General features: G+C 38.0%; 38 protein-coding genes. All 38 read right to left on the bottom strand.

Annotation, left to right across the window (positions count from 1 at the left end; all coding sequences use genetic code 11):
- Positions 1-189 precede the first annotated feature (189 nt).
- Entirely contained in the window at positions 190-786 is a 597-nt protein-coding gene (gene yihA / locus R2083_RS10665; protein ID WP_317538431.1) for a ribosome biogenesis GTP-binding protein YihA/YsxC, read from the bottom strand.
- 6 nt (positions 787-792) lie between these two features.
- Positions 793-1,557: a type III pantothenate kinase gene (locus R2083_RS10670; RefSeq protein ID WP_317538432.1), complete on the bottom strand. Its 765-nt coding sequence runs from the start codon at positions 1,555-1,557 to the stop codon at positions 793-795.
- Positions 1,558-1,564: 7 nt separating this feature from the next.
- A complete protein-coding gene (locus tag R2083_RS10675) occupies positions 1,565-2,428 on the bottom strand; it encodes a biotin--[acetyl-CoA-carboxylase] ligase (protein WP_317538999.1) in 864 nt (287 codons plus the stop codon).
- 59 nt (positions 2,429-2,487) lie between these two features.
- On the bottom strand, positions 2,488-2,886 hold the full coding sequence (gene rplQ / locus R2083_RS10680) for a 50S ribosomal protein L17 (protein WP_317531249.1): 399 nt from the start codon (positions 2,884-2,886) through the stop codon (positions 2,488-2,490).
- Entirely contained in the window at positions 2,876-3,877 is a 1,002-nt protein-coding gene (locus R2083_RS10685; RefSeq protein WP_317531250.1) for a DNA-directed RNA polymerase subunit alpha, read from the bottom strand. Before R2083_RS10685 ends, rplQ begins: the two co-directional genes overlap by 11 nt.
- A 31-nt stretch (positions 3,878-3,908) precedes the next feature.
- Positions 3,909-4,535, bottom strand: coding sequence for a 30S ribosomal protein S4 (rpsD, locus tag R2083_RS10690; protein WP_317531251.1), 627 nt, complete (start codon positions 4,533-4,535; stop codon positions 3,909-3,911).
- Between the two features lie 9 nt (positions 4,536-4,544).
- Complete coding sequence (gene rpsK / locus R2083_RS10695; protein WP_317531252.1) at positions 4,545-4,934, bottom strand: 30S ribosomal protein S11; 390 nt, start codon at positions 4,932-4,934, stop codon at positions 4,545-4,547.
- Positions 4,935-4,970: 36 nt separating this feature from the next.
- Positions 4,971-5,330, bottom strand: a complete 360-nt coding sequence (gene rpsM, locus R2083_RS10700) for a 30S ribosomal protein S13 (protein WP_317531253.1) — start codon at positions 5,328-5,330, stop codon at positions 4,971-4,973.
- Positions 5,331-5,369: 39 nt separating this feature from the next.
- The gene (gene rpmJ / locus R2083_RS10705; RefSeq protein ID WP_090319434.1) at positions 5,370-5,483 is read right to left on the bottom strand and encodes a 50S ribosomal protein L36; all 114 of its coding nucleotides are present in this window, start codon (positions 5,481-5,483) and stop codon (positions 5,370-5,372) included.
- 62 nt (positions 5,484-5,545) lie between these two features.
- The gene (infA, locus tag R2083_RS10710; protein ID WP_013966779.1) at positions 5,546-5,764 is read right to left on the bottom strand and encodes a translation initiation factor IF-1; all 219 of its coding nucleotides are present in this window, start codon (positions 5,762-5,764) and stop codon (positions 5,546-5,548) included.
- A 17-nt stretch (positions 5,765-5,781) separates the two neighbouring features.
- Entirely contained in the window at positions 5,782-7,098 is a 1,317-nt protein-coding gene (secY, locus tag R2083_RS10715) for a preprotein translocase subunit SecY (RefSeq protein ID WP_317538433.1), read from the bottom strand.
- A 22-nt stretch (positions 7,099-7,120) separates the two neighbouring features.
- Positions 7,121-7,552: a 50S ribosomal protein L15 gene (gene rplO, locus R2083_RS10720; RefSeq protein WP_317531255.1), complete on the bottom strand. Its 432-nt coding sequence runs from the start codon at positions 7,550-7,552 to the stop codon at positions 7,121-7,123.
- A 3-nt stretch (positions 7,553-7,555) separates the two neighbouring features.
- Positions 7,556-7,747: a 50S ribosomal protein L30 gene (rpmD, locus tag R2083_RS10725; protein ID WP_317531256.1), complete on the bottom strand. Its 192-nt coding sequence runs from the start codon at positions 7,745-7,747 to the stop codon at positions 7,556-7,558.
- A 4-nt stretch (positions 7,748-7,751) separates the two neighbouring features.
- Positions 7,752-8,264 carry a 30S ribosomal protein S5 gene (gene rpsE, locus R2083_RS10730; RefSeq protein WP_317538434.1) on the bottom strand — a complete coding sequence of 171 codons (513 nt, stop codon included), beginning with the start codon at positions 8,262-8,264 and terminating at the stop codon, positions 7,752-7,754.
- 29 nt (positions 8,265-8,293) lie between these two features.
- Positions 8,294-8,650 carry a 50S ribosomal protein L18 gene (gene rplR, locus R2083_RS10735; RefSeq protein WP_317538435.1) on the bottom strand — a complete coding sequence of 119 codons (357 nt, stop codon included), beginning with the start codon at positions 8,648-8,650 and terminating at the stop codon, positions 8,294-8,296.
- Positions 8,651-8,661: 11 nt separating this feature from the next.
- Complete coding sequence (gene rplF, locus R2083_RS10740; protein ID WP_317531259.1) at positions 8,662-9,195, bottom strand: 50S ribosomal protein L6; 534 nt, start codon at positions 9,193-9,195, stop codon at positions 8,662-8,664.
- A 13-nt stretch (positions 9,196-9,208) separates the two neighbouring features.
- Positions 9,209-9,604: a 30S ribosomal protein S8 gene (rpsH, locus tag R2083_RS10745; protein WP_317538436.1), complete on the bottom strand. Its 396-nt coding sequence runs from the start codon at positions 9,602-9,604 to the stop codon at positions 9,209-9,211.
- Between the two features lie 57 nt (positions 9,605-9,661).
- Entirely contained in the window at positions 9,662-9,967 is a 306-nt protein-coding gene (rpsN, locus tag R2083_RS10750; protein WP_317531261.1) for a 30S ribosomal protein S14, read from the bottom strand.
- A gap of 7 nt (positions 9,968-9,974) precedes the next feature.
- A complete protein-coding gene (gene rplE, locus R2083_RS10755; protein ID WP_317531262.1) occupies positions 9,975-10,514 on the bottom strand; it encodes a 50S ribosomal protein L5 in 540 nt (179 codons plus the stop codon).
- Positions 10,515-10,530: 16 nt separating this feature from the next.
- Positions 10,531-10,848 carry a 50S ribosomal protein L24 gene (gene rplX / locus R2083_RS10760; RefSeq protein ID WP_317538437.1) on the bottom strand — a complete coding sequence of 106 codons (318 nt, stop codon included), beginning with the start codon at positions 10,846-10,848 and terminating at the stop codon, positions 10,531-10,533.
- Positions 10,849-10,867: 19 nt separating this feature from the next.
- A complete protein-coding gene (rplN, locus tag R2083_RS10765; RefSeq protein ID WP_317531264.1) occupies positions 10,868-11,236 on the bottom strand; it encodes a 50S ribosomal protein L14 in 369 nt (122 codons plus the stop codon).
- Positions 11,237-11,412: 176 nt separating this feature from the next.
- On the bottom strand, positions 11,413-11,676 hold the full coding sequence (gene rpsQ / locus R2083_RS10770) for a 30S ribosomal protein S17 (RefSeq protein WP_317531265.1): 264 nt from the start codon (positions 11,674-11,676) through the stop codon (positions 11,413-11,415).
- Positions 11,677-11,678: 2 nt separating this feature from the next.
- Positions 11,679-11,867 carry a 50S ribosomal protein L29 gene (rpmC, locus tag R2083_RS10775; protein WP_317531266.1) on the bottom strand — a complete coding sequence of 63 codons (189 nt, stop codon included), beginning with the start codon at positions 11,865-11,867 and terminating at the stop codon, positions 11,679-11,681.
- Between the two features lie 2 nt (positions 11,868-11,869).
- On the bottom strand, positions 11,870-12,286 hold the full coding sequence (gene rplP / locus R2083_RS10780; protein WP_090319395.1) for a 50S ribosomal protein L16: 417 nt from the start codon (positions 12,284-12,286) through the stop codon (positions 11,870-11,872).
- A gap of 66 nt (positions 12,287-12,352) precedes the next feature.
- The gene (rpsC, locus tag R2083_RS10785) at positions 12,353-13,108 is read right to left on the bottom strand and encodes a 30S ribosomal protein S3 (protein ID WP_317538438.1); all 756 of its coding nucleotides are present in this window, start codon (positions 13,106-13,108) and stop codon (positions 12,353-12,355) included.
- Positions 13,109-13,128: 20 nt separating this feature from the next.
- A complete protein-coding gene (gene rplV / locus R2083_RS10790) occupies positions 13,129-13,476 on the bottom strand; it encodes a 50S ribosomal protein L22 (protein ID WP_317538439.1) in 348 nt (115 codons plus the stop codon).
- An 8-nt stretch (positions 13,477-13,484) separates the two neighbouring features.
- Positions 13,485-13,766, bottom strand: a complete 282-nt coding sequence (gene rpsS / locus R2083_RS10795) for a 30S ribosomal protein S19 (RefSeq protein ID WP_317531269.1) — start codon at positions 13,764-13,766, stop codon at positions 13,485-13,487.
- Between the two features lie 8 nt (positions 13,767-13,774).
- Positions 13,775-14,608, bottom strand: coding sequence for a 50S ribosomal protein L2 (gene rplB / locus R2083_RS10800; protein ID WP_317538440.1), 834 nt, complete (start codon positions 14,606-14,608; stop codon positions 13,775-13,777).
- On the bottom strand, positions 14,608-14,943 hold the full coding sequence (gene rplW, locus R2083_RS10805; RefSeq protein WP_317531271.1) for a 50S ribosomal protein L23: 336 nt from the start codon (positions 14,941-14,943) through the stop codon (positions 14,608-14,610). Before rplW ends, rplB begins: the two co-directional genes overlap by 1 nt.
- Positions 14,940-15,560 (bottom strand): 50S ribosomal protein L4, encoded by a 621-nt coding sequence (gene rplD, locus R2083_RS10810; protein WP_317531272.1) that lies wholly within the window; start codon positions 15,558-15,560, stop codon positions 14,940-14,942. The genes rplW and rplD overlap by 4 nt, the downstream gene beginning before the upstream one ends.
- Before the next feature lie 40 nt (positions 15,561-15,600).
- Positions 15,601-16,248, bottom strand: a complete 648-nt coding sequence (gene rplC, locus R2083_RS10815) for a 50S ribosomal protein L3 (RefSeq protein ID WP_317531273.1) — start codon at positions 16,246-16,248, stop codon at positions 15,601-15,603.
- 69 nt (positions 16,249-16,317) lie between these two features.
- Complete coding sequence (gene rpsJ, locus R2083_RS10820; RefSeq protein ID WP_013966801.1) at positions 16,318-16,626, bottom strand: 30S ribosomal protein S10; 309 nt, start codon at positions 16,624-16,626, stop codon at positions 16,318-16,320.
- Between the two features lie 76 nt (positions 16,627-16,702).
- A complete protein-coding gene (gene tuf, locus R2083_RS10825) occupies positions 16,703-17,893 on the bottom strand; it encodes an elongation factor Tu (protein WP_317529986.1) in 1,191 nt (396 codons plus the stop codon).
- Positions 17,894-17,924: 31 nt separating this feature from the next.
- Entirely contained in the window at positions 17,925-20,015 is a 2,091-nt protein-coding gene (gene fusA / locus R2083_RS10830; RefSeq protein WP_317538441.1) for an elongation factor G, read from the bottom strand.
- A 61-nt stretch (positions 20,016-20,076) separates the two neighbouring features.
- Positions 20,077-20,547 carry a 30S ribosomal protein S7 gene (gene rpsG, locus R2083_RS10835; RefSeq protein ID WP_108698004.1) on the bottom strand — a complete coding sequence of 157 codons (471 nt, stop codon included), beginning with the start codon at positions 20,545-20,547 and terminating at the stop codon, positions 20,077-20,079.
- Positions 20,548-20,612: 65 nt separating this feature from the next.
- On the bottom strand, positions 20,613-20,990 hold the full coding sequence (gene rpsL, locus R2083_RS10840) for a 30S ribosomal protein S12 (protein ID WP_090320171.1): 378 nt from the start codon (positions 20,988-20,990) through the stop codon (positions 20,613-20,615).
- A gap of 303 nt (positions 20,991-21,293) precedes the next feature.
- The gene (locus tag R2083_RS10845) at positions 21,294-21,779 is read right to left on the bottom strand and encodes a YajQ family cyclic di-GMP-binding protein (protein WP_317531275.1); all 486 of its coding nucleotides are present in this window, start codon (positions 21,777-21,779) and stop codon (positions 21,294-21,296) included.
- 106 nt (positions 21,780-21,885) lie between these two features.
- Positions 21,886-23,109 carry an argininosuccinate synthase gene (locus tag R2083_RS10850; protein ID WP_317538442.1) on the bottom strand — a complete coding sequence of 408 codons (1,224 nt, stop codon included), beginning with the start codon at positions 23,107-23,109 and terminating at the stop codon, positions 21,886-21,888.
- Positions 23,110-23,137 lie beyond the last annotated feature (28 nt).

Below are 23,137 nucleotides of genomic sequence, written 5' to 3' on the forward strand. Positions count from 1 at the left end.
AAAAATAATTCTATTAATTTGAGGAACTAATCGAGTCGATAAGGTCTCTTAGCAAAGGACATTTTGATCGTCCCCCTGTCTTTCCTCCCTGAGACAGGGCCTTAGTGTGATATTAAGGCGATTCCCCCCGGTTTTACTCCCCTTTAGCCGGGGGCTTTTTTTACAGTTTGAATCGCTCAGCACTAAATTCTAATCAGCATTTAGCCAAGAATTAATGACGGAAGTAGCATCCTCGATCCCGCTACGAGTTAAGCTAGAAAATAACTGCACGCTACAGCCCGGATAGGACTCATGTAAGTATTGCTTAGCATGTTGTAATGTCATATTTGCTTGTTGTTTACTCAATTTATCGGCTTTCGTCAATAAGATATGGACTGTCTTTCCTGTCGGTATAAACCAATCCAGCATCTGAATATCCAGCGCTTTGAATGGATGCCGGATATCCATAATCAATACTAAGCCTTTAAGTGACTCGCGCGTCTGTAAATATCGACTTAGTAACTCCTCCCAATGCTTGCGGATGTTATCCGGAACTTTCGCATATCCATATCCGGGTAAATCAACGAGAAACTGATTCTCATCCAGTCGAAAAAAATTAATATGCTGTGTGCGCCCTGGTGTTTTACTCACAAAAGCCAGTCGGTTTTTGTTGGCCAAAGTATTTATAGCACTTGATTTACCAGCATTAGATCTTCCAGCAAAGGCAATCTCAACTCCAGTATGCTGTGGTAATGCATGCATATCATTGATGGAGGTATAAAAGGTCGCTTTCTGGAATAAGTGCATGATATTTTAAGAACTGTACAGCTCTCTTCTTTTCAATTCATCCTTAGCAATCACTAACAATCCTTCTAAAACTAAATTGTCAATTATCTTAGTAGGATACTTAATGAAAGAGCTTAGCAAAAATGCGTTTCCACCACTGATGATGCAGCTTATAGTTGAACGCGTGGGTTGAGTAGATAAAATATCATACATACGATCAATAGCACCTACCAAGCTCTGTATTATGCCACTATGAATCGCATTTTGCGTATTAACGGGAAAATTTTGGTAGACACCCGATTTATTAGGTTTCAATTGAGTACCAGAATAAAGGCTATTAAGCATCAAACCAAAACCAGGTAAAATAACGCCCCCCAGGAATTTTCCGCTATCAGACAGTGTATCGATAGTTAACGCAGTACCAGCGTTAATAACTAAACAGGCCTTGTGTTCTATATTCCAAGCAGCAATTAAAGCTGCCCAACGATCACTACCCAGTTGCTTTGGATCTGAATAGCAATTTAAAACACCACATTGATAGGATTGCGAATGGTGCCATATTGGTTGTATGGACCAGCGTGAAATGGACTTATAAATTTCATTTTTTGTTTCATCTCGTGCCACGTGTGAAATAATAATTAAATTCGGTTCAGATAAAACACTAAATTCTTTTTTTAACTCAAAAATATCATCATACGAAACAGTATTTTGAGATAACCAATTATTTTTATCAAACAATCCCCATTTTACACAGGAGTTGCCAGAATCAATGATTAGTAAAGTGGGATTCATTGGTCGCTTAATTATTTTTTAAGCGCATAGAGATATTACCGGTATTGTAAGACTGTTTGCCATTAGGTGTTATTAAGCAAATAGAACCGTCATCATTTACATCATCTACAACTCCAACAACTGATTTATTATCTGGAAAAAGCAGTGTCACATTTTTTCCTTGATATGCATGATAACTCATCCATTCATTTTTGAAATATGAGAATCCATATTTCACAAAATCAGATAAAACAATATATAGCTGAACAAGAAGTGCACCAAGTATTTCGTTACGATCATGCACTTTGCCTGTGCATTGAAATAAATCTGTTACTTTTTGTTGGATGTGAGATTTAATCGAGAATGGCAGATGAAAATTTATACCAATTCCAATAACAGCAAATGATGGCCCATGAATCTTTCCACGAAGTTCTACTAATATACCAGCCAATTTACTATTATCATGCAGAATATCATTAGGCCATTTAAGGTAAATATTACTATCTGAAAAGGATCTTAAGACACGTACGAGAACAATACCAATTACTAAGCTCAAACCAGATAAAGAAGAAACACCCTTCTCGAAACGCCATAAAATTGAAAAGGTAAGAGTATTACCTAATGTTCCACCATACCATTTACGATTTTCACGGCCGCGCCCGTTAAATTGGATCTCAGAAGCTGCAACAACTATTAAATTATTATTGTACTCAGATTTATCAAATTTATTCAATAAATAATTATTCGTAGAATCAATTATATTGAATATTTTTATATTAAATATCTTTGAGTAACATGGAATAAACTCAAGAATTTTATTTCTATTTAATAAGTTAATTTTAATTACATCAAAACTATCAAATTTTCTTAAACATGAAATATATAAAAGTATATTTTAGTAGTAATTTAGTGATAAAAATGATAAATACATATTACGAAACAGCAACAGTCTTATTCCTCACTGATTTCATTCTTGTCATCTACTTCGTCAACTGGACGATCAAGTAATTCAACAAGCGCCATTGGAGCGTTGTCACCTTTTCTATATCCAAATTTAAGAATTCTGACATAACCACCAGGTCGAGTAATATAACGTGGTCCAAGTTCATCAAACAATTTTGTTACGATTTCGCGATCGCGAAGTTTATTAAAAGCTGCCCTTCGATTAGATAAAGACGGTTTTTTACCTAATGTAATAACAGGTTCAACATAACTTCTAAGTTCTTTTGCTTTTGGAAGTGTCGTAGTAATTACTTCATGACGTAATAAAGAGTTACTCATATTACGAAACATTGCCAATCTATGACTACTAGTTCTATTTAATTTCCTAAACGCATTATTATGACGCATGATTCTGATCCTTCGATATATTTTCTAAATTAGCAGGCGGCCAATTATCTAACTTCATGCCTAAAGTAAGTTCTCTCGACGCCAATACCTCTTTGATTTCATTGAGAGACTTTCTTCCTAAATTTGGGGTTCTGAGTAGCTCAGCTTCTGTACGTTGAATCAAGTCTCCAATGTAATAAATATTTTCGACTTTTAAACAATTAGCAGATCTGACAGTTAGTTCTAAATCATCAACAGGGCGCAGTAAAATTGGATCAATTTGAGGCATCTGAGGCTTTTCTTTTGGAATAGGAGTACTCTCCAAATCAGCAAAAACAGATAGCTGTTGAACTAAAACACGGGCTGCGTATCGTATCGCTTCTTCTGGTTCGACAACTCCATTTGTTTCCAGATCTATAATCAGCTTATCCAAATCCGTACGTTGTTCTACACGAGCACTTTCGACAATGTAACTGACACGTCTAACGGGACTAAAAGAGGCATCCAAAAAAATTGTTCCTATGTCTTTATCAGTATTCTTATTTTTTCTAATTGTCGCCGGAACAAATCCTCTACCTTTCTCAACTCTCAATTCAATGTTAATTTTACTATCTGCAGTCAAATGAGCAATAATGTGTTCTGGATTTATTATTTCAACATCATGACCAGCTTCGATGTCGCCAGCAGTAACAACACCTTTTCCATTTTTCCTCAAATATAAAGTAGCTTCATCATTATTATGAAGTTTCAGGACTATACCTTTAATATTCAATAGAATATCAACAATATCTTCTTGAACTCCATCCAAAGCAGAATATTCATGAACGATTCCTGCAATTTTTACTTCTGTTGGAGCAAAACCTGACATTGAAGATAATAGAATTCTTCGAAGTGCATTACCTAATGTATGGCCATAACCTCTTTCAAAGGGTTCCATCACAACTTTGGCATGCAAAGGAGATATATTCTGAACATCAATAATTCGTGGTGTAAGCAGCTCCGTACCGAGCATAAAAAATCCTTATGTTTAAAAATCTATATGACTATTTTGAATATAATTCAATTATCAATGATTCATTAATAGAAGCAGGTAAATCAGAACGTTCAGGTTTCATTTTATAGACACCTTTCATTTCGCTAACATTTACATCTATCCAGGAAGGAAAATTTCGATTGCTGGCTATCTCAATAGAAGATTTAATACGTAATTGATTTTTTGCATTCTTATCAATTTCGATCGTATCTCCAACATTAACTAAATAAGCAGGTATATTAACTCTATGACCATTAACTAAAATACAGTTGTGTCTAACAATTTGACGTGCTTCCGATCTAGAAGATCCAAATCCCATATGATAAACGACATTATCAAGGCGGCTTTCTAACAATTGTAGTAAGTTATCGCCTGTGATACCTCGCTCCTTGTCGGCTGCTTTATAAATATTACGAAATTGCTTTTCTAAAATTCCATAGATTTTTTTCACCTTTTGTTTTTCACGCAGCTGACCGCCGTAGTCAGACAATCGACCCTTTTTTTGGCCATGTTGTCCAGGAGGGTAATTCCTACGTTCTATAGCGCATTTGTCAGTAAAACATTTTTCACCTTTTAAGAATAATTTTTCACCTTCTCTTCGGCATTGTTTACATTTTGGTGCAAGATTTCGAGCCAAGATATCTCCTTAAATACGGCGTTTTTTAGGTGGTCGACATCCATTATGGGGTACGGGTGTCACATCTGAAATGCTAGTAATTTTAAAACCGGCCGCATTCAAAGCTCTTACTGCAGAGTCACGACCTGGACCTGGGCCTTTTACTTTAACTTCAAGATTTCTAACACCACAGTCAATTGCTATTTTACTTGCTGTTTCAGCAGCAACTTGTGCAGCAAATGGTGTGCTTTTTCTTGATCCTTTAAATCCAGCCCCACCTGAAGTTGCCCATGATAGAGCATTTCCTTGCCTGTCAGTTATAGTAACTATTGTATTATTAAAAGAAGCATGTATATGAGCGATACCTTCAGATACATTTTTCTTGATTTTTTTCTTAACACGTGAATTTGTTTTATTCATTATGGCACCAAAATTACAACTATTTATCTAACATAGTTAACGAGCTCGTATTGCTTTGCGAGGGCCTTTTCTAGTTCTTGCATTTGTTCTTGTGCGTTGTCCACGAACAGGAAGACCACGCCTATGTCGTAATCCACGATAGCATCCTAAATCCATTAATCTTTTAATATTCATCGAAATTTCACGACGAAGATCACCCTCAATTGTCATTCGAGTTACATATTCACGCAATTGATCAATTTGCTCTTCTGTAAGATCTTTTAATTTTTTATCAGTTTCGATACCCACTGCTTGACAAATGTTCTTAGAACTAGATCTACCAATACCATAAATTGCAGTGAGAGCAATGCCAACATGTTGATGATTAGGTATGTTTACGCCAGCAATACGTGCCATTTATATTTTCCTATATAATCTTGCTTTCACTTTCTATGTTTAACCTTGTCTCTGTTTGTGTCTTGGATCTATGCAAATAACTCGGACAACTCTATTACGTCTTATTATTTTGCAATTTCTGCAATATTTTTTAACTGAAGCATTTACTTTCATAAGATTAAATTTGATAATTAAAATTGGTAATAATAATATGTTTATGTAATTTTGATTTTTTACTATTTAGCTCGGAAAGTGATGCGAGCTCTTGTTAAATCATATGGTGTTAAGTCAACTGTAACTTTGTCGCCCGGCAAAATTCTTATATAATGCATACGCATTTTCCCAGAAATATGTCCTAACACTATATGTCCATTTTCTAATTTTACTCGAAATGTTGCATTGGGAAGAGTTTCGAGAATTTCACCTTGCATTTGTATTGTATCTTCTTTTGCCATCAAAAAATGCCAAATATTTATCTTGTAGTTAATTTCGTTTGGTTACTTTTGAAATTAGTTTTCTTAAGCAAGCTATCGTATTGCGACGACATTACATGTGACTGAACTTGTGACATAAAATCCATTGTCACAATTACAATAATTAAAAGAGAGGTACCACCAAAATAAAATGGAACATTCCATTTAAGAATCAAAAATTCAGGTAACAAACAAACTAAAGTAACGTAAATCGAACCCGATAGTGTCAAACGTAACATAATCTTTTCGATATAACGCGTAGTCTGTTCTCCTGGCCTAATACCCGGAACAAAAGCTCCACTTTTCTTAAGATTATCAGCAGTCTCTTTAGGATTAAAAACAAGAGCTGTATAAAAAAAACAGAAGAAAATGATCATCATGGCATATAAAATGACATATATGGGTTGCCCAGGAGATAATGCAGAGCTAATATCCTTCAGCCATGTTACAGATTCATTATTGGCAAACCATCCAGCTAATGTTGCTGGAAATAAAATTATGCTTGAAGCAAAAATCGGTGGAATTACACCAGGCATATTAAGCTTTAAAGGCAAATGGGAACTTTGGCCGCCATAAACTTTTTGTCCAATTTGGCGTTTTGCATAATTAACTAAAATTCTTCTTTGTCCCTTTTCAACAAAAACAACAATTCCAGTGACACAAGCGGCAGCGATAAAAATTCCTAAAGCAACTAAAAAATGCATCGAGCCTGTACTAACTAAATCTAAAGTACCTCCAATAGCACTTGGCAAACCAGCAGCTATACCCGCGAATATTATCAATGATATTCCATTACCAATTCCACGCTCTGTGATCTGTTCACCCAGCCACATTAAAAAAATTGTGCCAGTAACTAATGTAATAACAGTAGTAATCGTAAACATTCCGCCCGGGTTTATTACTAAACCCGCTTGCGACTGTAGCGCAATAGAAATTCCATAACTTTGAACCAATGCTAAAGCAACGGTGCCATATCTTGTATATTGAGTAATTTTTCTTCTGCCACTTTCTCCTTCTTTTTTCAAAGATTCTAGGAAAGGTATTGCAACTGTTCCTAATTGCATAATAATAGACGCAGAAATATAAGGCATGATTCCAAGCGCAAAAATCGAAAATCGTGAAAGGGCGCCCCCCGAAAACATATTAAACATCCCCAAGACACCGCCTTCTTGCGATTCGAATAGATCCTTCAACACAATAGGATCTATACCAGGAACAGGAACATGAGCGCCAATTCTATAGACAATTAACGCTAATAGTAAAAACCATAAGCGCTTTTTTAGATCAGAAAATTTATCTACAGCAGAATTCGACATATTATTTGGATTTAAATAATCATTATGAAATTGTACTTCCAGAAGTCAAAAGTATATCTTTAGCTCCTTTACTAATCACAATATTCTTAAAATTAAAGGTTTTTGTACAATTTCCAGATTGAAATATTTTAACTTTATTCGTTTTTTTGGGAACTATATTATTTGCAATCAAAGTTTCAATAGTAATCTCTAATTCGGAAAGTGAATTCAAATCATTCAAACGTATATTAGGATATTCTCGTTTTCTTAAAATCACAAAACCTCTTTTTGGCAAACGACGTTGAATTGGCATTTGCCCACCTTCGAAACCCACCTTATGAAACCCTCCAGACCTTGATTTTTGCCCTTTATGTCCCCTACCACAGGTTTTCCCAAAACCTGAACCAATACCACGTCCAACTCGCACTTTATTTTTTTTCGAACCTTCAGAAGGTTTAATAGAATTCAAATACATAATTTAATCGCATTTAACTAAATAATTAATCTTGTCAATCATTCCACGTATTTCGGGTGTATCCTTAAGTATTGAAGAACTATTTAATTTCCTCAGCCCTAAACCTCGAGCTGTAGCTTTATGCGATTCTTTTGTTCCTATCAAGCTTTTAATAAGTGTAATTTTGATAGTTTTTTCTTTTTGAGAATTAACCATAATTTCAACCTATTATGTCTTTTATTGTCTTATTGCGCTTAGCTGCAATTGTTGCTGGAGTATTCATTTGATCTAAGCCTTTTAGTGTTGCTCTAACTACATTATATGGATTTGTAGAACCAATGCACTTAGCTAAAATATTGGTCATTCCCATGACTTCAAATATAGCTCGCATAGGTCCTCCAGCAATTATACCTGTTCCTTCAGGTGCTGGTTGCATATATACCTTAGCAGCACCATGTGATGCGGTTATAGGATGATATATAGACCCATTTTTCAATTTAACTTTTATCATTTTTCGACGAGCTTCATCCATTGCTTTCTGCACTGCGACTGGCACTTCACGTGATTTACCTTTACCCATGCCAACTCCGCCATCACCGTCTCCGACTACAGTAAGTGCCGCAAATCCTAAAATACGACCACCTTTAACAACTTTTGTAACCCTGTTGATAGCAACCATTTTTTCACGTAAATTATCGCCACCTTCTTCTGCACCTATCGTTTTAGTACTCATATTTTGACCTTGGATATCATTACATTCTGTTAGAATTTCAACCCTTCTTCACGAGCTGCCTCAGCTAAAGCCTTAACTCGACCATGGTATTTATATCCAGATCTGTCAAATGCAATATTTGATATACCAAACTTTATTCCTTTTTCTGCAATTCTTTTTCCAATTATTACAGCCGCCTCAATATTACCACCCACTTTAATTTCCTTCCTTACATCAGGTTCCAAGGTAGATGCACTAACAATAGTTTTATTTTTCTTATCATCAATCAACTGTGCATATATATGCGAGTTACTTCTATGTATAGATAATCTAATGACACCCAATTCGGCTATAGTGGCACGAGTTTTTTTTGATCTTCTAATACGCTTTTCTTTCAAATTCAGCATGTTAATTTCACTTATTTTTTCTTAGTTTCTTTAAGAACAATAATTTCATCTGAATAACGAACACCTTTTCCTTTGTAAGGTTCTGGTTTTCTGTATGCTCTAATATCAGCCGAAACTTGCCCAACCTTTTGTTTATCAATGCCTTTAATTATTATCTCGGTTTGTGTTGGAGTTTCAATTTTAATTCCATCAGGAATTTCAAAGTTTATTGGATGTGAAAACCCAAGTGTGAGACTTAATTTATTAGCAGTTGCTTGCGCTCTGTAACCAACTCCAACTAGTTGCAATTTCTTTTCAAATCCTTTTGAAACTCCATGAACCATATTTGCAATTAATGCCCTGAATGTTCCAGATAACGCATTTGCATGTTGAGAATTAGAATTTGCTTTAATTTTCAGAAAACCATCTATCTGATCCACACTAATCTCACTTGCGATAGGATACTCTAAAGCCCCAAGAGGTCCTTTTATCGTGATATCTTGTCCAGATAAAGAGATTTGAACATTATCAGGAACAGATATTGGATTATTACTTACACGAGACATTTAATAAAATCCTCTAAACTAGAATGCACAAGAGTTCGCCGCCTATACCTAACTCGCGCGCTTTATTTTGCGTCATCACACCTTGCGACGTTGAAACAATTGCAGTGCCAAGGCCATTCATAACATTTGGTAAATCCTTACTAGATTTGTAAATTCTTAAACCAGGTTTACTAATACGTTTAATATTCTCAATTACAGGCTTACCTGCATAATATCTTAGTAAAATTTCTAATGTACTTTTGCTATTTTCGTTAATAACACTATAAGAATCAATATAACCTTCTTCTTTTAAAACATTAGCAATTGCCACTTTTAAGCGAGAACTTTCCATTTTAGTAAATTGCTTTCTTGCCATCTGAGCATTTCTAATTCTTGTTAGCATATCTGCAATCGGATCGCTCATACTCATATTGATTACACTCTATAATTAATTATTTATACTATGATTAACTTATTAGACAAAAAATTACCAACTAGCTTTTATGATTCCTGGAATTTTTCCACTCATTGCCATATCTCTCAATTTGTTTCTTCCAAGTCCAAATTTAGAATAAACTCCTCGTGGTCTTCCTGTTAATTCGCATCTATTTCTTAATCTAACAGCGCTTGAATCCCTTGGAAGTTTCTGTAATTGCTGTCTAGCTTTTAACCTATCATCTTCATCCAGTGAATAATTTGAAATTATTTCGCATAAGTTTTTTCTTTTTTCAAAATATTTACTTACTAATTTTTGTCTTTTATTATTTCTATTCACTGTTGATAACTTAGCCATAACTTCCTCAATTCTTGAAGGGAAAACTAAATGCTGCCAACAAAGCTTTCGCTTCTACATCATTTTTTGCAGTTGTTGTAATCGAAATATTCATACCGCGTAAAGCGTCTATTTTATCGTAATCAATTTCAGGAAATATAATTTGTTCTTTTATACCTATATTATAATTTCCTCTTCCATCGAATGATTTTCCAGATATTCCTCTGAAATCCCGAATTCTAGGTATTGCTATAGTAATTAGTCTATCAAGAAACTCATACATCCGAACCTTCCTAAGAGTTACCATGCAACCTACTGGATAATCTTTTCTAACTTTAAAAGTTGCAATAGATTTCTTAGCTTTTGTCACAACCGGCTGTTGACCACAAATCTTTTTTATATCAGAAATTGCATTCTCAATCACTTTTTTATCAATTGTCGCTTCGCCCAATCCAATATTAAGTGTAATTTTAGTTATACACGGCACTTCCATTACTGATTTGTATCCAAATTGCTTTTTTAATTCTTTTGCTACTGTATTACGGTAATAATCCTGTAAACGAGCCATATAATTACAATTCCTTTTATACTTCAATCAATTCATTTGTAGTTTTAAAAAAACGCACTTTTTTATCATTAGAATCTACTCTAAACCCTACTCTATCAGCTCTTTTTGATGTGAAGTTATAAATTGCGACATTCGAAATATGAATTGGCATTTCTTTATTAATTATTCCTCCAGTGACTCCGGTTGAAGGATTAGGCTTTTGATGCTTTTTTACCGAATTTATTCCTTGCACCAGCAAACGCTCAGAACCGATCGTACGAAGTACTGTACCTTTTTTTCCCTTATCTTTTCCAGTAATTACAATTACATCATCATCTTTTTTAATTTTTTTCATATCTATTCTCTTCTCGATATTACAGAACTTCTGGAGCAAGCGACACAATCTTCATAAAGCGCGCATTACGCAACTCACGAGTGACTGGACCAAATATCCGTGTTCCAATCGGCTCAAGTTTGTTATTCAAAAGCACGGCGGCATTTTCATCGAATTTTAACAAAGAACCATCTATACGTCTCACACCTTTTGCTGTACGTACTACAATAGCATTATATACTTCGCCTTTTTTCACACGTCCTCTTGGCGCTGCATCTTTGATGCTCACTTTAATTATATCGCCAATACCTGCGTATTTTCTCTTTGATCCACCAAGAACTTTGATACACATCAATGATCTCGCACCTGTGTTATCTGCAACTCGCAATATTGATTGCATTTGTATCATTTAATATTCTCTTTTTAAAAACTCATATTGAATATTTATTTAGATTTATTTCGATCAAATAAATATTTATTTTAATAAGTATCCCGACGAATCAAAAAGGCGGCATTATACAAGAAAACACTCTTTTTTGATATAATTTATAGAAAATCACGCACTTCAAGTAGCAAAGAAACTATTTATCTCTCGGATACATTATTAACGTGTTTTACTACTTTCCAATTCTTGGTTTTTGATAATGGACGACATTCTTCTATTAAAACAATATCACCTATAGATAAATGTTCATTCTCAACATGAGCATGATATTTTTTTGATCTAATTACAAATTTTCCATAAAGTGGGTGTTTTATTCTGCGTTCAACCAATACTGTTACTGTTTTATCCATTTTATTACTTGTGATACGACCAGTCAGTGTACGTTTCAATTTTTCGCTATTCATAATTAACTTGCTTTCTGAGTCATAATTGTTTTAACTCTTGCGATATCTTTTCTAACCATCTTCATTCGACTTGTGTCTGAAAGTTGTTGTGTAGCTAATTGCATTCTTAAGCTAAATTGCACTCTTAATAAGGAAATGAGTTCTTTATTGAGTTCAGATAATGATTTTTCTTTCAATTCACTAACTTTCATTGTTATCCGCCAAATTGCCTAATAGTAAATACTGTTTTAATTGGTAATTTTGCTGCAGCTAGTCTAAACGCTTCTTTAGCTAGTTCTTCACTAACTCCATCCATTTCATAAAGAACCTTCCCAGGCTGAATTTCAGCAACATAATACTCTGGACTTCCTTTACCATTTCCCATCCGTACTTCAGCTGGTTTATGTGAAATTGGTTTATCAGGAAAAATCCGTATCCAGATACGGCCACCCCTTTTGATATGTCTTGTCATAGCTCTTCGAGCAGCTTCTATTTGACGTGCTGTTAATCGGCCTCTATCAACTGCTTTTAGACCAAATTCACCAAAGCTAACTTTTGAGCCTCGTGTTGCGATGCCGGTATTTCTTCCTTTTTGCTGCTTTCTATATTTAGTACGCGCTGGTTGAAGCATTTCTTTCCCCAGAATTTATTTTTATCAGATATCAAAGAATCTAGTAATTGTAAATAAATGTTTAAATCATTCAATGCTTTTATCTATTTTAGAATCGGATTCTTTAATAAACGATGGAGAGGATTTTTTACTAATTTTCTTTTTCTCACTATCAGAAACAGTACCTAAGACATTTAAGCTATTTGCGTCACTTTTTCCAAGTATCTCGCCTTTAAAAACCCACACTTTAATGCCAATAATGCCATAAGTAGTTTTAGCTTCTGAAGTTGCATAGTCGAGATCTGCTCTTAAAGTATGAAGAGGAACTCGGCCTTCTCTATACCATTCCGTTCGGGCAATTTCTATCCCGTTCAATCTACCCGAACTCATTATTTTTATACCTTGAGCTCCCAATCTCATAGCATTCTGCATTGCCCGTTTCATTGCTCTACGAAACATAATTCTTTTTTCTAATTGTTGAGCGATATTATCGGCAATTAGTTGCGCATCCAGTTCTGGTTTTCTTATTTCTTCGATATTAACATGGACGGGAACCCCCATTCTTTTTTGGAGCTCAGTGCGCAATACCTCTATATCTTCTCCCTTTTTGCCAATGACCACACCTGGACGAGAACTGTAAATAGTAATCCTTGCATTTTTTGATGGTCTTTCTATCAAAACTCTACCAACCGAGGCATTTTTAAGCTTTTCATTAAGAAAAGTCCGTACTTTTATATCCTCATTCAGCATAGTTGCAAAGTTATTGCTATTTGCATACCACTTTGACAACCAATTTCTTTGAACTGAAAGACGAAACCCGATTGGATGTATTTTTTGACCCATATCAATTAGTGCCTTTGATTTTATTTAATTTGACTACCATTATCGCTTACTGTTAACGAGATATGACATGTAGGCTTAACAATTCTGTTGCCACGACCTTTAGCACGTGCACTTGTTCGTTTCATCAGTACTCCTCTATCAATATATATAGATGAGACTTTCAATTCATCAATGTCAGCGCCATCATTATGTTCTGCATTTGCAATGGCTGATTCCAAGATTTTTCGAATTATTTCTGCGCCTTTTTTAGGGCTGAAAGTCAAAATATTCAGTGCTTTATCAACTGTCAGACCTCTTATTTGATCTGCCACAAGACGTCCTTTTTGTGCTGATAACCTAACCCCGCGCAATTTAGCAGTAGTTTCCATATTAATTCCTATCGCTTAGTAACTGCTTTTTTATCGCCAGCATGGCCTTTAAAAGTACGTGTAAGTGAAAATTCACCAAATTTATGACCAATCATATTTTCTGTCACAAAAACAGGAATATGTTGCTTACCATTGTGTACGGCCACTGTTATCCCTATAAAATCGGGCAATATGGTGGACCGTCTTGACCATGTTTTAACAGGTCTCTTATCATTTGTTTCACGCGCTTTCACTATCTTTTCCATTAGATGCGTATCTACAAATGGTCCCTTTTTAACTGATCGTGCCATTTAATCTATTATCCTTTTTTTGAATAACGATGACGAACTATCATCACTTCTGTTCTTTTATTTTTTCGAGTTCTATAACCCTTAGCTGGTGTTCCCCATGGACTGACTGGATGCCTTCCTGCGGATGTCCTTCCTTCTCCACCACCATGTGGGTGATCTATAGGATTCATTGCCACACCTCGTACAGTTGGTCTAATTCCACGCCACCGAACTGCACCTGCTTTACCAATAGATCTTAAGTTGTGTTCAGCATTACCTACTTCACCGATTGTGGCACGACAATCAATATGCACTTTCCGCATCTCTCCTGAGCGAAGTTTCAGTTGTGCATAATTTCCTTCTCGTGCTTGTAATTGTATCGAAGCACCAGCCGATCGTGCTAATTGGGCGCCTTTTCCTGGCAATAATTCAACACAATGAATTATCGTCCCCATCGGTATATTGCGTAAAGGTAGCGCATCTCCAGGTTTTATTTGAGCATTTTTACCACTAGAAATTTTTGTGCCTACTGCTAATCCTTTTGGAGCAATAATGTACCTTCTTTCCCCATCCTGATAGCAAATTAAAGCAATATTTGCTGTCCTATTAGGGTCATACTCAATACGTTCGACGATACCAGTTATATCATCTTTATCACGTTTAAAATCTATCAATCTATAGTGTTGTTTATGTCCGCCCCCACGATGCCTTGTAGTGATGCGACCATAATGATTACGTCCCGCAGTTTTAGTTTGTTTTTCTATTAAATTTTTATAAGGTTCGCCATTGTACAGATCATTATTTGCTATTTTAACTACTGATCTTCTTCCAGGTGAAGTCGGTTTTAATTTAACAAGGGCCATTATTTAACCTCTGCATTTGAAAAATTTGCAAAACTCAATTCCTGCCCTGCCTTAATGCTTACGATGGCTTTTTTCCAATCACTTCTGCGTCCCATAAAACGTCCAAATCTTTTGCTTTTTCCTTTCACATTTATCGTTTGAACATTCTTCACTTCTATCTTTTGTTCTTTCCATAATAACTCTATGGCATGTTTTATTTCTTTTTTAGTTGCATCTGTTGCTACACGAAATACCGTTTGATTATTTTTCTCTCCGATAAATGTAGCTTTCTCTGAGATATGCGGCGCTAATATGACTTTTAATAAACGTTCTTGATTAATATTTGAATTTTTCATGACAGAAGTTCCTCAAGATTCTTCAATCCTTCTGTTGTAAGTAAAATCTTTTCAAATTTCAAAAGACTTACCGGATCTACATTCTTCACTTCAACTACAGAAACATGTGGAATATTGCGCGATGAGAGATACAAATTTTCATCCACATTATTCGTAATCAACATAACCTCACTGAGCCCTAATGCAATTAGTTTTTCTTTAAAAGCTTTAGTTTTATGCGTATCGACATTAAAGTTATCTATAATCATTAATCGCTCATCACGTACTAACTGAGACAAAATGATACTTATACCGGTACGATACATTTTTTTATTGAGTTTTTTTCTAAAATTCTCATCAGGACTATTTGGAAAAATTTTTCCGCCTCCGCGCCATATTGGACTTGATGCCATACCGGCACGAGCGCGCCCTGTTCCTTTTTGCCGCCATGGCTTACGAGTTGACTTGGCAACATCTGCACGCCCTTTCTGAGCTCGCGTAGCTCCTCGCGCATTTGATAGATAAGAAGTTATAACTTGATGAATAAGTGCCTCATTGTAATCTTTATTAAAAAGTTCATCAGAAACAGTGATATTTTCTGTTGCCTGATTCTTTTCACCGATAAGCTTCAACTCCATTACCTGTTCATCCTATTGTTATTTCGTTTTATTAATCAATCTATTTTCTTACTTTAATGCTCGAACGCACTATGACATTGCCGCCTTTAGATCCTGGTATTGCGCCTTTTAAAAGCAATAAACTCCTTGCTTCATCAATTCTTAATATCTCTATATTTTGAATAGTTCTTCTTACATTACCCATGTGGCCTGACATTCTTTTACCGGGAAAAACTCGACCGGGATCTTGCGCCATCCCAATTGATCCTGGTTTATTATGCGCTTTTGAATTACCGTGACTAGCTCGATTTGAAGAAAAGTGATGCAACTTTATCGTTCCTGCATAGCCTTTGCCAATAGTTGTTCCAGACACATCCACTCTTTGGCCAACTTTGAATATACCACATGTAACTGTAGCGCCATTTTGTAGCTCATTGATATCTTCATCTGAAGTTACTCTAAACTCTTTTATAGTGCTTCCTGCTTCTACACCTGCTTTTGAGAAGTGCCCTGCAATTGATTTATTGACTCTATTAGGTCTTTTTTTTCCAAATGTTAATTGCACCGCAGAATAACCATTTGTATCAGACCTTTTTAACTGAGTTATGCGATTATTGGAAACATCAATGACAGTTACTGGCAAGCTATCACCATTCTCAGTAAAAATCCGAGTCATTCCAATTTTACGACCAATCAACCCTATTGCCATTTTCCGCCTCGATCTAAGAGCACATGTCTTTATTAAGAAGAACTAAATACTCTAACTATTTAAAAAAACTTATAATTTGATTTCCACATCCACACCAGCAGGCAAATCCAATTTCATTAAAGCATCGACTGTTTTGTCTGTTGGATCAATGATATCCATTAATCTTAAGTGCGTTCTAATCTCGAACTGATCACGAGATGTTTTATTTACATGAGGCGATCTCAACACATCAAAACGTTCGATTCTAGTCGGCAATGGAACGGGGCCCTTAACAACAGCTCCAGTTCTTTTTGCTGTTTCTACAATTTCCAGTGCCGATTTATCTATCAACCGATAATCGAATGCTTTTAGACGAATTCTAATTTTTTGGTTTTGCATATATATTTTAATCTCGAGTTTATAGATTCAATTTTACAACTGGATTGACTCTAACTCTATTTCGCCTTATAAAATATCATTCAATAATTTTTGCGACGACGCCTGCACCAACCGTACGTCCACCTTCCCGTATCGCAAATCGCAGCCCATCTTCCATCGCAATCGGCGCTATCAGATTGACCGTTACCGATACGTTATCCCCGGGCATCACCATTTCCGTACCCGCCGGTAATTCAATCGCCCCCGTAACATCCGTCGTTCTGAAATAAAACTGTGGGCGATAACCAGGAAAAAATGGGGTATGTCTTCCACCTTCTTCCTTGCTCAATACATATATTTCCGCTGTGAATTTGGTATGTGGCGATATGCTACCCGGTTTTGCCAGCACTTGTCCGCGTTCTACTTCTTCACGTTTCGTGCCACGTAGCAGTATTCCCACATTATCACCGGCTTGACCTTGATCCAATAGTTTACGGAACATTTCAACGCCCGTGCATACTGTCTTCAGCGTGGGTTTAAGGCCTACGATCTCTATCTCTTCGCCTACTTTGATGATGCCTCTTTCAACCCGTCCCGTTACAACCGTTCCACGGCCCGAAATCGAGAAAACATCTTCTACCGGCATGATAAATGCGCCGTCGATTGCGCGTTCCGGTTGTGGTATGTAGCTATCCAGCGCTTCCGCCAATTTTAATATGGAAGGCTCTCCGATATCGCTTTGATCGCCTTCCAGCGCTTTCAGCGCCGAGCCTACAATAATCGGAGTGTCATCACCCGGAAAGTCATATTTGGATAATAGTTCGCGTATTTCCATTTCCACCAGCTCTATGAGCTCGGCGTCATCCACCATATCTGCTTTATTCATATACACAATGATGTAAGGAACGCCTACTTGGCGCGCCAGCAGGATATGTTCTCGTGTTTGCGGCATTGGACCATCGGCAGCAGACACCACCAATATGGCTCCATCCATTTGTGCCGCACCCGTGATCATGTTTTTCACATAATCCGCGTGCCCAGGACAGTCCACATGCGCATAATGACGATTCGACGTTTCGTATTCCACGTGTGCCGTATTAATGGTAATCCCACGCGCACGCTCTTCCGGTGCTGAGTCAATCTGATCGTAGCTCTTCGCTTCTCCGCCAAATTTCTTCGTCAATATCGTCGTAATCGCCGCCGTCAGCGTCGTCTTACCATGATCCACGTGCCCTATCGTACCAACATTTACGTGTGGCTTCGACCGCTCAAATTTACTCTTTGCCATGTTTTATCCCTCTACACTCTATCCAATTCGATTATTTTTTATTGATTATCGCATCAGCCACATTTTTCGGTGCTTCTGAATAATGTTTAAATTCCATTGAGTAAGTTGCCCTACCCTGCGTGGCCGATCTTAATGCTGTCGAATAACCAAACATTTCTGCTAGCGGCACCTCGGCTCGAATTACTTTAAACCCAGGCACGTCTTCCATCCCTTGTATCATGCCACGTCTAGACGACAAATCTCCAACTACGTTCCCCATGAAATCTTCTGGTGATTCCACTTCAACCGCCATCATTGGCTCTAACAGCACCGGATTGGCTTTACGCATGCCATCTTTAAATGCTATTGATGCAGCCATCTTGAACGCATTTTCGTTTGAATCAACATCGTGATATGAACCGTCAAAAAGTGTAACCTTAACATCTACCACGGGATATCCTGCCAATACTCCACTTGGTAACGTTTCCAGCAAACCTTTCTCGACCGCTGGTATATATTCGCGCGGCACGGAACCGCCTTTTATCTCATCAACAAACTCAAAACCTTTACCCGTCTCATTAGGTTCCATTTTCAACCATACATGACCATACTGACCACGTCCGCCTGATTGTTTAACAAATTTTCCTTCAATCTCAACATACTTTCTTATTGCTTCACGATATGCAACTTGAGGAGCACCAACATTAGCCTCCACGCCAAATTCCCGTTTCATTCGGTCAACAATAATTTCCAGATGCAACTCACCCATTCCAGAAATGATGGTTTGACCCGATTCTTCATCGGTGCGCACTCTGAAGGAAGGATCTTCTTGTGCTAATCTGTTGAGCGCTATGCCCATTTTTTCTTGATCAATTTTTGTTTTTGGCTCAACAGCAACATGAATAACCGGTTCTGGAAAATCCATTCTTTCCAATGTAATTACCTTTTGCGGATCACAAAGTGTATCTCCCGTTACAACGTCTTTTAAACCAACAGCTGCCGCTATATCGCCCGCTCTTACTTCTTTTATCTCTTCACGCTGATTCGCATGCATTTGCAATATCCTGCCTATTCTTTCTTTTTTACCCTTGACCGGGTTATAGACAGTATCGCCAGAAACAACAACACCGGAATAAACTCTAAAGAAAATGAGCTGCCCAACATACGGATCGGTGGCAATCTTAAAAGCAAGCGCTGAGAATGGTTCATCGTCATCAGCCTTACGTTTATCAGCCTCACCTCTCTCGTTCTCGCCTTGTATCGCCAATACATCGGTAGGCGACGGCATGTAATCTATGACTGCATCCAGCATTGCTTGCACGCCTTTATTCTTAAAAGCGGTTCCGCACATCATGGGAACTATTTCATTATTGATAGTCCGTGCACGCAGACCAATTTTTATATCCGAGATTTCCAAGTCTCCACTCTCAAGATATTTATTCATTAAATCTTCGTTTGCCTCGGCCGCTGATTCCAGCATTTTTTCACGCCAAGCTTGCGCATCCTCCTTTAAATTTTCCGGTATATCGCGCTCTTCAAACTTCATCCCGCGACTTTCATCATCCCAGTAAATTGCCTTCATTTTTACTAAGTCAACAATACCTTCAAATTTATCCTCAGCCCCTATGGGTAACTGTATAGGCACTGGCATGGCTTTTAATCGTGCCTTAATCTGCTCATACACACGCATGAAATTTGCGCCAGAACGATCCATTTTGTTCACAAAGGCAAGACGCGGAACCTTATATTTATTTGCCTGCCTCCAAACCGTCTCTGTTTGCGGCTGCACTCCACCCACTGCACAAAATACTGTACACGCACCATCCAGCACACGCAATGACCGCTCCACCTCAATCGTAAAATCCACGTGACCAGGTGTATCTATTATATTAACTCGATGCTCAGGATAGTTCCCTGCCATTCCTTTCCAGAAACAGGTTGTAGCTGCCGATGTAATCGTAATACCTCTTTCCTGCTCTTGCTCCATCCAATCCATCGTGGCCGCACCATCATGTACTTCACCAAGCTTATGCGATACACCAGTGTAAAAAAGGACGCGCTCGGTCGTCGTTGTCTTACCAGCGTCGATATGAGCCATAATGCCAATGTTTCTATAACGCTCTATTGGAGTTTTTCTTGCCACGGTTTAATGCCTTACGATTAATTCAACTTACGGTTATGTTTGATGCCAGAGATTTAATTTATCAAAATCTAAAATGTGAGAATGCTTTATTGGATTCCGCCATTCTGTGCACTTCTTCTCGTTTTTTCACAGCACCACCGCGCCCTTCTGCAGCTTCAGTCAATTCACCTGCCAGCCTGGCATCCATCGACTTTTCACTTCTCTTTCTAGCCGCATCGCGTAGCCAACGCATAGCCAACGCATTCCGGCGCACCGAACGTACTTCAACCGGCACTTGGTAATTAGCTCCACCTACTCGGCGGCTCTTAACTTCCACTATTGGACGAACGTTAGTCAACGCCTGGGTAAAAACTTCCAGCGGATCATTTCCGGTTTTTTTGCCTATATGCTCTAGAGCGCCATAGATAATTCTTTCTGCAACAGATTTTTTACCACGCGTCATGAGAACATTAACAAATTTTGCCAATTCAACATTGTGGTATTTTGGATCAGGCAATATTTCACGCTTTGGAACTTCTCTACGTCTTGGCATTATTCAACCCCTACATTACGCAATTTTATTTTTTCTAGCACTTTGGATTGACACCTAAATTAATTTTAAGCAGTTTTAGGTTTCTTAGAACCGTATTTCGAACGACTCTGCTTACGATCTTTAACACCCGCAGTGTCAAGACTACCCCTGACCGTGTGATAACGCACACCTGGCAAATCCTTAACACGACCACCACGGATTAATACCACCGAGTGCTCCTGAAGATTATGCCCTTCACCACCAATATAACTAGTCACCTCAAATCCATTAGTCAACCTTACCCGGGCTACTTTCCGCAACGCTGAATTTGGCTTTTTGGGTGTTGTTGTATATACCCTTGTACATACGCCCCTTTTTTGCGGGCTATTCTCGAGCGCAGGGACAGTACTTTTAACTTGCTTGGCAGCACGTGGTTTTCTAACTAACTGACTGATTGTCGGCATTTCTGTGTCCTAAAAAACTGGAATGGCTTTAAGCCGTTCTTCATCTGTTTGCTGATTTGCTTTAATTTCCCAACATCAAACATATTGGTAATTATCAATACCGACCTCCAACCAATCCGAAGATGCGGCAAAAAAGAGAGCGGATTCTATTGGGTTTATTTATATATGTCAAGACGAAGATAGCTCACTTGAACAATACACTTCCATCCATCATCACATATCCCTGCAACTTCCTTTCTGCTAAGAATCCTAACCTTGTTTCTTAAACTGCAAAATAAGTTTTCAAGTATCAACTAATCCCTGTTAATCCCTGAAATTTTGAAATTGTAATGGAAAATTATCAATCGATTTCTTTATCAGCTGAATTGCTTCTTGCAGCACATCTTTTTTTGCACCGGTTACACGTACCACATCGCCTTGAATGCTGGCTTGAACTTTGAGCTTACCGTCTTTGATGTGCTTAATAATTTTTTTTGCCAGCTCAGTTTCAAGCCCTGTTTTAATTGTTACTGACTGCTTTACTTTGTTTCCGCTAATTTTTTCAACCTGGCCTTTCTCCAAGCATCGCACATCCACATTCCGCTTGGTTAGCCGGGTTCTGAGAATATCCAATATTTGTTCCAGTTTAAATTCGTCGTCTGCGAATACAGTCAGCTGATAATCCGCCTGCTCCACTCTGGCATCGGAACCTTTAAAATCAAACCGAGTAGTGACCTCTTTGTTCACCTGGTCGACTGCATTCCTGACTTCCTGCTTATCCACTTCTGAAACGATATCAAATGATGGCATTATTTCTCTCTGTGTCTGTGCATAAACAATTACGCTATACCCGCTTTCTATGCATTCACACTTCCAGGCAAACCGGTGATATTCCGGTCATAAGGGTTTGAAAAAGTTATTTCTTATGTTTCTTTCCAGCGTTAGCCGCAATGCGCATTCTCAAAGCATTCAGTTTGATGAATCCTGCCGCATCCCCTTGGTTATATGCGCCCGCGTCGTCTTCAAATGTTGCGATGGTGGGGTCAAACAAGGAATCGGTTTGTGAGTCTCTGCCGACCACTATGACATTTCCTTTATACAGCTTCAGCCTCACCCAGCCATTTACTTTTTCCTGGCTTGCATCGATCATGGTTTGCAGCATTTTGCGTTCCGGACTCCACCAGTAACCGTTGTAGATCAACGACGCGTAGCGTGGCATTAAATCATCCTTCAGATGCGCCACTTCGCGGTCGAGTGTAATCGACTCCATAGCACGATGCGCTCGCAACAGAATGGTCCCGCCCGGCGTTTCATAACAGCCACGTGACTTCATGCCCACATAGCGATTCTCCACCAAATCCAACCGGCCTATGCCATGTTTCCCGCCTAATTGATTGAGCTTTTCCAATACACTCGCTGGCGATAATGCGACACCGTTAAGGGCTACCACATCACCGCGTTTAAATTCGATATCCAGATATTCCGGTTCATCCGGTGCTTTTTCCGGCGAAACACTCCAGCGCCACATGGATTCTTCCGGTTCCGCGGCAGGATCTTCCAGAATTCTACCTTCGTAAGAGATATGCAACAGATTGGCATCCATGCTGTAAGGCGATCCCGCCTTCTTCTTCATTTCGACCGGAATACCATGCTGCTCGGCATATTGCAATAACGTCTCACGAGAGGTCAAATCCCATTCACGCCACGGTGCAATCACATGAATATCCGGTTGTAATGCATAATAACCCATCTCAAAACGCACCTGATCGTTACCCTTGCCGGTAGCACCATGCGATACCGCATCAGCACCGGTTTCTCTCGCGATTTCAATCTGTCTTTTTGCGATCAATGGACGCGCAATACTGGTCCCCAGCAAATATTCCCCTTCGTAAATCGTATTGGCGCGGAACATGGGAAATACAAAATCGCGGACAAACTCTTCACGCAAGTCATCGATATAAATTTCCTTTACACCCAGCTGCTTTGCCTTTGCACGCGCCGGTTCCACTTCCTCTCCCTGCCCAATGTCCGCTGTAAAAGTAACGACTTCACACTGATAGGTATCTTGCAGCCATTTCAAAATGACGGATGTATCCAATCCCCCGGAAAATGCCAAAACCACTTTATTAATCTTTTTCATTATTCTCAGTACGTTCGTTTATCTAGCG

It is taken from the genome of Nitrosomonas sp. Is35, assembly GCF_033063295.1.
Classification (GTDB): domain Bacteria; phylum Pseudomonadota; class Gammaproteobacteria; order Burkholderiales; family Nitrosomonadaceae; genus Nitrosomonas.